The 13204-nt window shown below is 63.3% G+C and carries 10 protein-coding genes; 2 read left to right on the forward strand and 8 right to left on the reverse strand.

What is annotated here, in order from left to right; all coding sequences use genetic code 11:
- Positions 1–74 precede the first annotated feature (74 nt).
- The 8 genes from BLU37_RS20290 to BLU37_RS20325 form a co-directional block, all read right to left on the reverse strand.
- Positions 75–1013, reverse strand: a complete 939-nt coding sequence (locus BLU37_RS20290) for a carbohydrate kinase family protein (protein WP_090208133.1) — start codon at positions 1011–1013, stop codon at positions 75–77.
- Between the two features lie 6 nt (positions 1014–1019).
- The gene (xylB, locus tag BLU37_RS20295; RefSeq protein WP_090208137.1) at positions 1020–2510 is read right to left on the reverse strand and encodes a xylulokinase; all 1491 of its coding nucleotides are present in this window, start codon (positions 2508–2510) and stop codon (positions 1020–1022) included.
- A 179-nt stretch (positions 2511–2689) separates the two neighbouring features.
- A complete protein-coding gene (locus BLU37_RS20300; protein ID WP_090208139.1) occupies positions 2690–4168 on the reverse strand; it encodes a mannitol dehydrogenase family protein in 1479 nt (492 codons plus the stop codon).
- Between the two features lie 19 nt (positions 4169–4187).
- Entirely contained in the window at positions 4188–5291 is a 1104-nt protein-coding gene (locus BLU37_RS20305; RefSeq protein ID WP_090208143.1) for an ABC transporter ATP-binding protein, read from the reverse strand.
- 145 nt (positions 5292–5436) lie between these two features.
- Positions 5437–6273: a carbohydrate ABC transporter permease gene (locus BLU37_RS20310; protein ID WP_010451356.1), complete on the reverse strand. Its 837-nt coding sequence runs from the start codon at positions 6271–6273 to the stop codon at positions 5437–5439.
- Positions 6274–6283: 10 nt separating this feature from the next.
- Positions 6284–7210 (reverse strand): carbohydrate ABC transporter permease, encoded by a 927-nt coding sequence (locus tag BLU37_RS20315; protein WP_026007394.1) that lies wholly within the window; start codon positions 7208–7210, stop codon positions 6284–6286.
- A 146-nt stretch (positions 7211–7356) separates the two neighbouring features.
- A complete protein-coding gene (locus BLU37_RS20320; RefSeq protein ID WP_090208146.1) occupies positions 7357–8667 on the reverse strand; it encodes an ABC transporter substrate-binding protein in 1311 nt (436 codons plus the stop codon).
- A 293-nt stretch (positions 8668–8960) separates the two neighbouring features.
- A complete protein-coding gene (locus tag BLU37_RS20325; RefSeq protein WP_010451359.1) occupies positions 8961–9866 on the reverse strand; it encodes an AraC family transcriptional regulator in 906 nt (301 codons plus the stop codon).
- Between the two features lie 132 nt (positions 9867–9998).
- On the opposite strand from BLU37_RS20325, the gene cobF reads away from it, so the two are divergent.
- Both cobF and BLU37_RS20335 read left to right on the forward strand, forming a co-directional pair.
- Entirely contained in the window at positions 9999–10754 is a 756-nt protein-coding gene (gene cobF / locus BLU37_RS20330; RefSeq protein WP_090208148.1) for a precorrin-6A synthase (deacetylating), read from the forward strand.
- 131 nt (positions 10755–10885) lie between these two features.
- The gene (locus BLU37_RS20335) at positions 10886–13204 is read left to right on the forward strand and encodes a glycoside hydrolase (protein WP_090208151.1); all 2319 of its coding nucleotides are present in this window, start codon (positions 10886–10888) and stop codon (positions 13202–13204) included.

The following is a 13204-nucleotide window of genomic DNA, read 5'->3' on the forward strand; positions in this document are numbered from 1 at the left end:
CGCCTTGCACCACGGCCGGGCCGGTCTGCTGTCGGCAATGACCGTTCAAGGCGCTGTTTGTCGTCTTTGGGTCTTCAAACCACCTGGTGACGGTAAGGCAGGTCCGGCCCGACGCGACCGCAGGTGATGGCGGCGGCGCTGACGGCGAAGTTCAGCATGGCCTCGATCTGCACTTTCTCCAGACGTTCCAGGCAGTCTACCGAGTCCAGTTGCTGCTCGGTCAGCCAGGCGATCAGTGCGGCCTGGAAGGTGTCGCCGGCGCCGACGGTATCGGCGGTACGCACTTCGCGGGCCGGTACCGACCAATGTCCATGATGTCGGCTGTAGACGCTGGCGCCCTGGCTGCCACGGGTCAGGAACACCAGTTGGCAGCGCTGCTCCAGCCATTGCCGGGCGATGTCCTGTGGCTCGCGATCAGGGTAGAGCAACCCCAGGTCCTCGTCGCTGACCTTGATCATGTCGGCGTGTGCGGCCAGTTCCGCGATGCGCTGGCGCCACAAGCCGATATCCGGTTGCGGGTTGAGCCGCACGTTGGGGTCGAGGGTGATCAGTCTGCGGCCACTTTCCCGGCGGACCAGAGCCAGCAGGGTATCGGCGATCGGTTGCACCACCAGCGAGTAGGAGCCGACATGCAGGCCACGGACTTCGTCGCCCAGCGTGGGCAGGTGTTCGGGCTGCAACTGGCGGTCGGCGCAGCCTTCACCCCGGAAGCTGTAATGGGGCGAGCCGTCGGCACCCACGGCGACCATCGCCAGGGTGGTGGGGGCGTCGAAGTCCAGCAGGTAATCGGCGCGCACGCCTTCCTCGCCCAGAACCTGGCGCAGACGCCGGCCCAGATAGTCGTTGGACAGCCCGGCCAGCAACGCCGAGTCGATTCCCAGGCGGCGCAGGCCCACCGCGACATTGAACGGCGAGCCGCCGGCAATCGCCTTGAAGTTCACCTTCGATGCTTGCCCGCTCGCGTCAGGCTCGCTGAAGAAATCGAACAGTGCTTCACCACAGACCAGATACATGGATGCTCACTCTTGAAGGGCCGCGACCTGTTGGCGGTAGCGGTGATAAATCGGTTGATAGGCGCTGACATTGGCCGGGATCGGCCGGGTTTCGCTGCCCGTATCGAGGCTGACGCAACGCTCGCACAGTTCGGCCAGGTCGTGAAGCCCGCCGGACTCGCACCAGGCCGCCTGGATCGCCGCGCCGAGGGCGGCGGCCTCGCTCTGTTCGGTGCAGATCACCGAAGTATCCATGATATCGGCGACCATCTGCCGCCATACCGGGCTCTTCGCGCCGCCGCCGATCAGGCGGATGCTCTGGCTGTGCAGGCCGTTGCCCCGTAGCAGGTCGAGTCCATAGCGCAGGCCGAAGGTGGTGCCCTCGACCACGGCACGACACAGGTTGGCCGGGTTCAGGTTGTTCAGGGTCAGTCCCAGCAGGCTGCCACTGGCCTGGGGCAGGGGTGGAACCCGTTCGCCGTTGAGAAAGGGTAGCATGCTGACGCCGTCGGCGCCGATCGGCGCTTGCGCCACCGCCGCATTGAACTCGTCGAGTCCGAGCTTGAACAGTTCGCGCACGGCGCCAGTGGCATTGGTCAGGTTCATGGTGCAGATCAGTGGCAGCCAGCCACCGCTGGAAGAGCAGAACGCCGCGACCGAGGCATCCGGGCTGATCAGTGGCTGCTCGGCATAGGCATAGACGGTGCCTGAAGAACCGAGGCTCATGGTAATCACGCCCGGCTGGATATTGCCGGTGCCGATGGCGCCCATCATGTTGTCGCCGCCGCCGCTGGCCACTACCGCTTGGACATTGATACCCAACTGCCGGGCGATCTCGGGTCGTATCCGGCCGACCGGCTGGTGGGCCTCTAGCAGTTCCGGTAGGGCGGCCTGGAGACGGCCGCTGGGGTCGATGTGGTGCAGCAGCGGCAGGTCCCAGGTGCGCTGGCGCACATCGAAGTAACCGCTGCCCGAGGCATCGCCGTACTCCGCACAGGCGCGACCGGTCAGCCAGTGGTTGAGGTAGTCGTGGGGCAACAGGACATGGGCGATGCGGGCGAACAGATCCGGGTGGTTTTCTCGGGTCCAGAGCAGCTTGGACACGGTGTAGCCGGGGGCAATCACCAGGCCGAGGCGTTCGAGCGAGCCCTGTTCGCCGCCCAGGTGGTCCAGCAATCGCTGGTTCTGGGCGGTGCTTTCGGTGTCGCACCAGAGTTTGGCCGGGCGCAGAACCTGGCCCTGTGCGTCGAGCAGCACCAGCCCGTGCTGCTGGCCGGAAACACCGAGGCCGAGGATGGCCTGGCCGTCGACTTGCGCAGCGTGCAAGGCCTGGCGGGTGGCCTGGATGAAAGCCTCCAGCCATTGCCCGGTGTCCTGCTCGCGGCGGCCGTTGGCGCCGCTGATCAGCTCATGGGGAGCGGAGCCCTGACCCAGCACCTGGCCGCTGACGCTGTCGAGGACAAGCGCCTTGGTACCTTGGGTGCCGCAGTCGATGCCGAGGTAGAGTTTCTGGTTCATGGTAGTGCCTGGCGGTTGGGGCTGGATCGTACGGTTATCGTTTCAACACAATCCTGTAGGAGCAGGGCTCGCCCGCGAATGCGCCCGTGAGATCGCTGAAGCTTCGCGGGCAAGCCCTGCTCCTACAAAAGGTCCGCCTGGAAGCATTGAGCAAACACAAGCAAGTCGTATCGCATGGCTCAGATCCGCGCCAGCAGGCGCTCCAGGGTTTTGCTCACACCGACGTCCCGCAGGCTGTTGTAGGCGTTCTCGAAGGCGCTGATAAAGGCTGCGGATTTGGGAATCGCCGTGCCGAAGATTTCTTCCACGCCGAGCAGGCGTTGCACGATCAGGCTGTCATCGCTGACCAGCGCCTGGCAGAACTCGGCCCGCGGGTCGGGAATACGGTAGCGTACGCCGTTCTCGTCGACGCCCTTGAGGTACAGCGCCCAGGCCGCCACCACCAGCGCTGCGCGCTCGGTCTCGCGGCCATCGGCGATCAGCCGGTTGACGGTGGGCACGGTGAACTTGGGGAATTTCGACGAGCCGTCGGAACAGACCCGCTCCAACTGGTCGGCAATCGCCTGGTTGGAGAAGCGCTCGACCAGGGTGTTCTTGTACACGGTCAGGTCGATGCCCGGCACCGGCGCCAGTTGCGGGGTCACGTCCAGGTCCATGTAGGCACGCATGTAGGCGACGAACAGCGGGTCGTTCATGGTCTCGTGGACGAAGCGATAGCCCTTGAGGAAACCCAGGTAGGTGAGGGCCAGGTGGCTGCCGTTGAGCAGCTTGATCTTCATTTCCTCGTAGGGCGTGACGTCGTCGGTGAACTGGACACCGACCTTTTCCCAGGCCGGTCGGCCATTGACGAACTTGTCTTCCAGCACCCACTGCACAAAAGGCTCGCAGACCACCGGCCAGGCATCGTCGATAGCGTGTTCATCGTGCAGTTGCAGGCGGTGGGCGGAACTGGTCATGGGCGTGATGCGATCGACCATGGCGTTGGGGAAGCTGACGTGGGCGGCGATCCAGTCATGCAGCTCGGCGTCGCGTAGCGCGGCGAAGGCCAGCAGGGCCTTGCGGGTCACGGCGCCGTTGTGCGGCAGGTTATCGCAGGACATCAGGGTGAAGGCCGGGATGCCGTTGGCCCGGCGCTTGGCGAGGGCCGCGCAGAGAAAGCCGAAGACCGTCTGCGGGGCGTCGGAATGGTTCAGGTCGTGCTGGATCTGTGGCAGGTGGGCCATGAACTCGCCGTTGCTGTCGTCGATGCAGTAGCCGCCCTCGGTGATGGTCAGCGAAACGATACGGATCTCGGCCGAGGCCAGCTTGTCGATCAGCGCCTGGGCATCGTCCTGGGCCAGCAGCATGCCGCTGATGGCGGCGATGACGCGGGTCTCGGTGTCATCGCCGTCACCCAACTCGTAGAGGGTGTAGAGGTAGTCCTGGGCCGCCAGGGCGTCACGCACCGCCTGGTCCTCAGGGCGCAGACCGACGCCGCAGATGCTCCAGTCATGGCCTTCGCCGAGGTTCATCAGGGCATCGGTGTAGTAGGCCTGGTGGGCGCGATGGAAACCACCGACGCCGATGTGGGCGATGCCTTGCCGGGTATTGGCCGCTGCGTACTGGGGCAGGGCGATGTCTGCGGACAGGTTGTGCAGGTTCTGTTTGTTCAGGTTCATGGTGTCGGGGTCTCGGCAATCAGGCTGCGGCCTGCAGTGCGCGGGGCACTGCAATGCCGTCGGCATCGAAGAGGTGGCAATGGCGGCTGTCCAGGTGCAGCTCGAGTGTTTCGCCGTACTGGCTGGCCAGGTCGCCACGGATGCGCATGGTCAGCGCTTCTGCGGAATGGGTGCGGACGTGGCAGTAGGTATCGCTACCCAGGCGTTCGCCGACATCGGCGGTGACCCGCAGCACGCAGTCACCGGGCTTGGCGATCTCCAAGTGTTCCGGGCGAATGCCCAGGGTCACCGGGCTACCGACACTGAGGCTGGCGCCACTCTGTGCCAGGCTGATGCGCGTACCGGCGTCCAGTTCTACCTCGCAGCCCTGGCCGTCGACACGGCTGACTTTGCCCTTGAGAAAGCCCATCTTCGGGGTACCGAGAAAGCCGGCGACGAACAGGTTGGCCGGCGAGTGGTACAGCTCCAGCGGCGCACCGACCTGCTCGACGCGCCCGCCGTTGAGCACCACCACCTTATCGGCCAGGGTCATGGCTTCGACCTGGTCGTGAGTCACGTAGATCATGGTCGCCTGCAATTCCTTGTGCAGGCGTGCCAGTTCCAGGCGCATCTGCACCCGCAGGGCGGCGTCGAGGTTGGACAGCGGTTCGTCGAACAGGAAGATCTTCGGGTTGCGCACGATCGCCCGGCCGATGGCGACCCGTTGGCGCTGGCCGCCGGAGAGCTGCTTGGGCTTGCGTTCCAGCAAGGGGCCGAGTTCAAGGATGCGCGCGGCCTCGTTGACCTTGCGCTCGACCTCGGCCTTGGCCACCCCGGCCAGGTCCAGGGCGAAGGACATGTTCTTGCGCACGCTCATGTGCGGGTACAGGGCGTAGGTCTGGAATACCATTGCCAGGTCGCGCTTGGCCGGGCTGACTTCGGTGATGTCGCGGCCATCGAGTTCGATGGTTCCGGAGGTGACTTCCTCCAGGCCGGCGATCAGCCGCAGCAGGGTCGACTTGCCACAACCGGACGGGCCGACGAAGACCACGAACTCGCGGTCGCGTACTTCCAGGTCGATCCCCTTGATGATGGAGAAACCTTCGAAGCCCTTTTGCAGATGCTTGATTTTCAGATTGGCCATGCTGTGGCTCCTCTTGAATAGATGTTTGCCGCGTGTTCCCGGATGTTCTTGGCCCTGTAGGAGCCGGGGGGCTGCCGAAGGCGGCCATCCAGCGAGCCTGGCGGTGACAGGTGGCCAGCAAGCCGGCGCCCGCAAGGGGTGCTGTTCATTTCACGGCGCCGAAGGACAAGCCGCGTACCAGCTGTTTCTGGCTGATCCAGCCAAAGATCAGGATCGGCGCGCAGGCCAGGGTCGATACGGCGGACAACTTGGCCCAGAACAGCCCCTCGGGACTGGAGTAGGAGGCGATCAGTGCGGTCAGTGGCGCGGCGTTGGAGGAGGTCAGGTTCAGTGACCAGAACGCCTCGTTCCAGCACAGGATCAGCGACAGCAGCAGGGTCGAGGCGAGGCCGCCCTTGCTGATCGGCAGCAGCACCCGCAGCATTTCCTGCAACAGCGTGGCGCCGTCGAGGCGGGCGGCTTCTAGGATGTCCCGGGGAATGTCCTTGAAGTAGGTGTACACCATCCAGACCACGATCGGCAGGTTGATCAGGGTGTAGATCACGATCAGCACGAGGCGTGTATCGAGCAGGTTGAAGGACTTGGCCAGCAGGTAGATCGGCATCAGCACGCCCACCGGCGGCAGCATCTTGGTCGAGAGCATCCACAACAGGGTGCGCTTGGTCCGCTGGGTTTCGTAGAACGCCATGGAGTAGGCCGCCGGCACCGCGATCAGCAGGCACAGGGCGGTGGCGCTGAAGGAAATCACCACCGAGTTCCAGGCGAAACGCAGGTAGTCGCTGCGCTCCTGGATATGCAGGTAGTTCTCCAGGGTCGGGCTGAAGATGAACTGCGGCGGCGTCGCAAAGGCGTCGATTTCGCTCTTGAAACTGGTCAGCACCATCCAGAAGATCGGGAAGAAGATCAGCAGGGCAAGGGCCCAGGCCAGGATGCCGAGCAGCACGCTCTGCAGGCGGCGCGATTGTTTGAGGGTCAGAGTCATGGCGCGGGCCTCAAGGCTTGTCTGTCAGGTTTTTGCCGAGCATCCGCACCAGGATGATCGCGGCGATATTGGCAATGACCACGGCGATCAGCCCGCCGGCGGAGGCCATGCCGACATCGAACTGCACCAGCGCCTGGTTGTAGATCAGGTAGGCGAGGTTGGTCGAGGCATAGCCGGGGCCGCCGTTGGTGGTGGTAAAGATCTCGGCGAACACCGACAGCAGAAAGATGGTTTCGATCATCACCACCACGGCGATGGGCCGGGCCAGGTGCGGCAGGGTCAGGTGCCAGAAGATCGCGACGGCGCCGGCACCGTCCAGGCGTGCGGCTTCCTTCTGTTCCTGATCGAGCGATTGCATGGCGGTCATCAGGATCAGGATGGCGAAGGGCAGCCACTGCCAGGAGACGATGATGATGATCGATAGCAACGGGTAGTGCGCCAGCCAGTCCACCGGCTCGGCGCCGAACAGCCGCCAGAGCGCAGCAAGCACGCCTGAGACCGGATGGAACAGCAGGTTTTTCCAGATCAGCGCACCGACGGTGGGCATGATGAAGAACGGCGAGATCAGCAGCACCCGGACGATACCCCGGCCAAGGAACTCGCTGGCTTCCAGCAGGGCCGAGATCAGTACGCCGAATACCACGCTGATCAGCAGCACACTGCCCACCAGCAACAGGGTATTGGCGGCGCCGGGCAGGAAGCCCGAGTCCGTCAGGAAGTAACTGAAGTTCTCCAGGCCGACGTACTGGTTTTCGCCGGGATAGAGCAGGTTGTAGCGGATCAGCGAGAAGTACAGGGTCATGCCCAGCGGTACGATCATCCAGAGCAGCAACAGGGCGACCGAGGGGCTGACCAGAAACCAGCCGGGGTTGCGCAGACGGCTTTTGCGCAGCGGCTGGGGAATGTCCATATGGGCTTTTGCAGAGGTGCTATTCATGGTGTTCAAAACCGCTTGGAGGCAGGGAGCAGGTCTTGCCGCAGGAGCAGGGCTTGCCCGCGAAGGGGGCGACTCGGTGTTCCCGGCATAGCGTGTTGCCTGGGCCGAGGTCTTCGCGGGTAAGTCCTGCTACTGCAGGTCAGCGTCTACTTGGGATAGCCCGCGCGCTTCATCTCGCGCTCAGTGCTCTGCTGGGCTGCTGCCAGGGCCTGGTCGACCGTGGTCTGGCCGATCAGCGCGGCGGAGAACAGCTTGCCGACCTGGGTGCCAATGGCCTGGAACTCGGGAATGGTCACCAGTTGAATCCCGACGTAGGGCACCGGCTTGACGCTCGGGTCTTTCGGGTTGGCGGCCTTGAGCGATTCCAGAGTGATTTTCGCGAACGGTGCGGCCTGCATGTACGCTTCGCTATAGGTCGAGGCTCGGGTGCCCGGTGGCACGTTGGCGATCCCGTCTGCCTTGGCCACCAGCGCAGCGTACTCCTTGGACGTGGCCCAACTGCTGAAGGTTTTCGCTGCGTCCTTGGCCTTGGAACTGGTGGGAATCGCCAGCGCCCAGGAGTAGAGCCAGGCCGAGCCTTTCTCGGTGACCTGGTGCGGCGCGTAGGTGAAGCCGACATGGTCGGCGACCTTGCTCTGGGTCTTGTCGGTGACAAATGAGCCGGCGACGCTGGCATCGACCCAGATCGCGCACTTGCCGCTGTTGAACAGCGCCAGGTTCTCGTTGAAACCGTTGCTAGACGCGCCGGGAGGTCCGGATTTCTTCATGGTGGTGACGTAGAAGTTCAGGGCATTCTTCCACTCCGGGCCGGTGAATTCCGGCTGCCATTTCTCGTCGAACCAGCGCGCGCCATAGGCGTTGGCAACGGTGGTGATCAGCGCCATGTTCTCGCCCCAGCCGGCCTTGCCACGTAGGCAGATGCCGTATTGTTCCTTGTCCGGATGATTGAGCTTGGCGGCGAATTCGCCGATCTGCTCCCAGGTCGGCCGCTCGGGCATGCTGATGCCAGCGTCCTTGAACAGGTCGGTGCGGTAGTAGGTCATGGAGCTTTCGGCATAGAACGGCAGGGCGAATAGGGTGCCCTTGACTGAAAGACCGTCGCGTACCGAGGGAAACACATCGTCGATGTCGTAGGCGGCGGGCAGGTTGTTCATCGGTTCCAGCCAACCCTTGGCGCCCCACAGTGCCGCTTCGTACATGCCGATGGTGAGCACATCGAACTGGCCGCCCTGGGTGGCGATGTCGGTGGTCAGGCGCTGGCGCAGGACGTTTTCTTCCAGTACCACCCAGTTCAGCTTGATGTCCGGGTGTTCGGCCTCGAAGGTCTTCGACAGCTTCTGCATGCGGATCATGTCGCTGTTGTTGACGGTGGCGATGGTCAGGGTCTGGGCACCCAGGCTGACGCCGCTGATGGTCAGGCAGGTGGAGACGAGCAGAGCTTTTGCAATGGCTTTCATCGAACACTCCTCTTCTTGCGCGCGGTGGCGATCGAAGGTCGGTTTATTGTTTTTGTCTCTTCCGGTGTCGAGGAAGAATCTGTGGCTGATTACAGCCCTCAATCGCCGCGCAGACAAATCCTTGATGACACTGCAATCGATACTTTTTTGCACTCGATGGGGTTCGTGATAGCGCGCAAAACAGCGGTAGCGCCGCGTGTGGGCGCAAGCGTGGGAGAGGTGGTGGGGGTAAATCAGTACAGATTTTCCGGAAAAATCTGTTGTGAGCGCCCCCGGTGGGACGCCCGGAGGGTTCAGCCGAGGTTCTGTTCGGTCAGACGTTGCACCGCCAGGCGGCGATAATGCGACGGTGTCATGCCCTTGAGTTGCTGGAAGCGCCGATTGAAGTTGGAAATGTTGTTGAACCCGGATTCGAAGCACACATCGGTCACGGGCTTGTCGCCATCGGCGAGCAGTTCGCAGGACTTGCTGATACGCAGGCGATTGACGAACTCGACGAAGCAGCGCCCCGTGGCCTGCTTGAACACCCGGGAAAAGTAGGTGGGTTTCATGCCCAGGTAGTCGGCGACTTCTTCCAGTGGCAGCTCCCGGGCGTAATGGGCAAAGATGTAGTCCACGGCGCGGTTGGTGCGGTCGATATTGTGTTCGTCGGCCAGTTGCGGGGTGGTGACACCGGAGAGCAACTGGTAATCGTCGCAACTGCTGAGCAGTTCCAGCAGGATCAGGAAGTGTCCCAGGCGCGTCACGCCCTGAGAGTCGGCGATGCGATGCATCAGTTGCGCGGCCTGGCCGATGGTGTCCTTGCAGCGGAACTCGATGCCGTACTGGGCGCGCTCCAGCAGCGGCGCCAGGGTTTTGAGTTCAGCGAAGATCTGATGACCCTCCTCGAACAGCTCATCGGTGAAGTTGACCAGCATGTCGCGCTTGGGCACCACCTCGTCCTCGGCCACCTGGCTGATCCAGTTGTGGGGCAGGTTGGGACCGGTGAGAAACAGCGACTGCGGGTAGAAGTTGCCGATGTAATCGCCGATGAAGACCTTGCCGGAGCTGGCGACGATCAGATGCAGTTCGTATTCCTTGTGGAAATGCCAACGCACCAGCGGGCAGGGAAAACCATGCTGACGGTAGATGATGGAAAGACCGTTGTGGTCGTCCATCAACTCATAGGAGGGATCGGTGATGCGGGCTGTTCGAGTCATGGCAAGCGCTTTTATTATTATCGCGAGCCGATAATGCCTCCTTCGTCGGCTGGCTACCAGCCTTGCGCCAGGCTTCGGATAAGCTGAGGCACTCTGGCCTGCGTCTTTGAGCCCTATTCCAGGAGCGAAACGGTGAAGAGCGTTCTATTGATTGGCATCGGTTCCGGCCACCCGGAGCAGATCACGATACAGGCCATCAAGGCCTTGAACCGCGCCTCGGTCTTTTTCCTGCTGAACAAGGGGCGGGCCAAGGAGGAACTGGTGCGGCTGCGCAAGGATATCTGCGAACGCTATATCGAACAGCCGGGTTATCGCCTGGTGCAGGTCAGTGATCCGCTGCGCGAAGGTCAGGATGACGCCTACGAGGCGGGTGTCGAACGTTGGCATGTGCAGCGTGCCGCTCTGTTCGCCCGGCTGATCGATGAGGAGTTGGCCGAGGATGAGTGCGGCGCCTTTCTGGTCTGGGGCGACCCTGCCCTGTACGACAGCACCCTGCGGGTCCTGGAACGGGTCATGGCGCTGGGCGGCCCGGCGTTCGAAGTCGAGGTCATTCCCGGCATCAGCAGCGTACAGGCGCTGGCGGCCCGCCACCGGGTCCCGCTGAATCGGATCGGCGAGCCGATTCGTATCACCACGGGCCGGCGCCTGCAGGCAGAAGATCTGGACAACGTGGTGGTGATGCTTGATGCCCATTGCGCGTTCGGTCAGTTCGCCGATCAGACTCTGAATATCTACTGGGGCGCCTATCTCGGCACCGAGGACGAGTTGCTGGTCAGCGGCAAGCTGCAGGAGGTGCAGGGACAGATCCGTGAGTTGCGTGAGGCGGCCCGGCAACGCAAGGGCTGGATCATGGACACTTACCTGCTGCGCCGTCCGCTGAATTCGTAGGATAGAGCGCGGTGGCAGTGATTTGGCGATATTTCCGGTGCGTCTAAGAGAACGTTCTTACGGAGAAGGAGGGCGTTGTCGTTTAGTGTCCGCAGGCTCTGAACACTTTTGAGAGTCCTCCGTGGAATGCCATGCGCCCTTTACTGGAAATTGATCGATTTCGCTGTCTGTGCCTGACCCTGGTCTTGTGCCTGACCAGTCCCTGGGCTTTCGCGCAGTCGCTGGTCGAACTGCCCTACAGTGGCGGGGTGTTCAGCGTCGATCCGGCAACCCTGGCAGTGACCTTGCGTCGTGCCGATGGGCAAGTCTCGTTGCTGAGTGCCGCGGCCTTTCCCGATACCGCACGGGCCAGCGCGCGCAGGGGGCTGCGTTGGCACATCAGCAACGGCGACGATCGATTCCAGGTCGAGGCCGGCATCGAGCAGGATGCCCTGCGCCTATCCATCCGCGCCGACCAGCCGGGCCTGCTGGAGTGGCCACGGCCGGTTGAGGCCAAGGCTATCGAGGCCTATGCGTTGCCGTTCGGCGAGGGCGCCTATGTGCCCACTGACGACAGCCAGTGGCTGGACTGGCTGGTGCGGCGTTATGAACCCGATGCCTTGAACGCATTGCTGTCGATGCCCTTCTGGAGCGAACTGCGGGCTGATCATTCGATTACCTGGTTGATCGAGACCCCCTTCGATACCCGTTTCGGCCTGTTCGAGCAGGATTCGCGCCCCTTGCCGCGGATCAGCCATGAGTTCAATCGGCTGGCCAAGGGCGCGCCGTTCACGGTCACCATCAAGGTCGGACCCGCAGACCCGTTGTACGGGGCGCGGTTCTATCGCCAGTGGCTGCAAACCCATGACCGATTACTCTCGCTGAAGCAGAAGATCACCCGCCAGCCGCAGATCGCGAGGCTTGGCGGTGCGCCGCATATCTACCTGTGGGATGCCGGGCCGCTGAAGGCCGCGGATATCACCGACTGGCCGGCGTTCCTGAGGTTTTTCGCCGCGCGCCGACAGGACGAACGGCATCTGGCGTCGAAGCTGTGGGCCGGATTCGATCCGTCGGCACGGGAGAGCTTCGAATCGGCGTTGCAGGAGGTCGCGAACTGGCAGGCTGGTGTCTCGGCCTTCCGCCGGCTCGAATTGACCCGCGCCCTCAACGCCGCGCTGCAGGCGGTGCTACCGCTGAAACCGGTCGAGCCGTTGCCCGGCAACCATGATCCGGCGGCCAATGTGGCCTGGGGGCAGATGATCCGCGTACGCCTGGTCGAGGCGTTCGGCCCCTGGCTGGCCGAACCGCGTCGTTGGGGTGGCGGTCTGTCGCTCGATACCGTGGAGGCGTTGCGCAAGGCCGGCCTGAGCAAAGCCTGGCTGGGTGCGGACGATTGGCGCGATGCGCTCTGGCACCCGGAGGCAGTGGCGGCGGCCAAGGCCTCGGGTTATCTGGTGGCGGTGTATGACAGCTATGGCAGCGCGCACCCCTCCAACCTGCGGGCGACCTGGGCCACGGCGCAGATGGGCGACGAGCTGGCGGCGGCGGGGTATCGCGACAGTCGGGGTGAAAAGATTCGCGGTTTCAATGGCCGAGGCGTCTATGTCAATTCCCGCGCCGTCGAACCTTATGCACAAAAACGCATCAGTGCGGTTGCGCGCGCGGCACGCTTGAACAGTTATTTCCTCGATGTCGATGCCGCCGGCCCCGAACTCAAGGACTACACGCCAGGGCAGGAGACCAGCGAGCGCGAGGATGCCGAGGCGCGTTGGCGCCGGTTGCGCTTCCCCAGCGATGAACTGGACCTGGTGACGGGCAGCGAGGGCGGGATAGCCTTCTATGTGCCTGGCATCGCCTACAGCCATGGTATCGCCACCCAGCCTTTTGCCTGGATGGACCCGGATGTCGGCAAGAACAAGCAATCGCCTTTTTACCGGGGCGGTTACTGGCCGCCGGAAACCCCGGATCTGTACTTCAAGCCGGTGCCACTCAAACCGTCGCTGGCCCGCATCGTCACCTCGGCGCAGTTTCGCCTGCCGCTGTATCAACTGGTGTTCCACGACAGCCTGGTCAGCACGCACCATTGGGAATATGGCTCGCTGAAGTTCTCCAGCGAGAAGGAAACCACCGCCCTGTTGCAGTTGCTGTACATGGTGCCGCCGTTGTATCACCTCAATGCGCAGGTGCTGGCGCGCGACCTGCCGTTCATCCGTGCCTATGACAAGGTGTTCCGGCCGTTGCACGAGCGGTTGTTCACCGAACGCCTGAGTGATTTCCAGGTGCTCTCGGACGATCGTCAGGTGCAGCGCACCGCGTTCAGCGACGGCACGTTGATCACCGTGAACTTCTCCCGGAAAACCGCGCGCTCGCCGGAAGGCCGGTTATTGCCGCCGCGATCGGCTCTGGTCCTGGCGCCGGGCCAGGTCCTGCAACTGATCGAGGTCGCCAGGCTTTTTGCGCCGCCGAGCTGA

This window comes from Pseudomonas asplenii (assembly GCF_900105475.1).
In the GTDB taxonomy this organism is placed as follows: domain Bacteria; phylum Pseudomonadota; class Gammaproteobacteria; order Pseudomonadales; family Pseudomonadaceae; genus Aquipseudomonas; species Aquipseudomonas asplenii.

Bases quoted from the DNA above. Each gene is read 5' to 3' on its own strand.
- BLU37_RS20290 (WP_090208133.1), bottom strand. From the start codon at position 1,013: ATGTATCTGGTCTGTGGTGAAGCACTGTTCGATTTCTTCAGCGAGCCT.
- xylB (WP_090208137.1), bottom strand. From the start codon at position 2,510: ATGAACCAGAAACTCTACCTCGGCATCGACTGCGGCACCCAAGGTACC.
- BLU37_RS20300 (WP_090208139.1), bottom strand. From the start codon at position 4,168: ATGAACCTGAACAAACAGAACCTGCACAACCTGTCCGCAGACATCGCC.
- BLU37_RS20305 (WP_090208143.1), bottom strand. From the start codon at position 5,291: ATGGCCAATCTGAAAATCAAGCATCTGCAAAAGGGCTTCGAAGGTTTC.
- BLU37_RS20310 (WP_010451356.1), bottom strand. From the start codon at position 6,273: ATGACTCTGACCCTCAAACAATCGCGCCGCCTGCAGAGCGTGCTGCTC.
- BLU37_RS20315 (WP_026007394.1), bottom strand. From the start codon at position 7,210: ATGAATAGCACCTCTGCAAAAGCCCATATGGACATTCCCCAGCCGCTG.
- BLU37_RS20320 (WP_090208146.1), bottom strand. From the start codon at position 8,667: ATGAAAGCCATTGCAAAAGCTCTGCTCGTCTCCACCTGCCTGACCATC.
- BLU37_RS20325 (WP_010451359.1), bottom strand. From the start codon at position 9,866: ATGACTCGAACAGCCCGCATCACCGATCCCTCCTATGAGTTGATGGAC.
- BLU37_RS20335 (WP_090208151.1), top strand. From the start codon at position 10,886: ATGCGCCCTTTACTGGAAATTGATCGATTTCGCTGTCTGTGCCTGACC.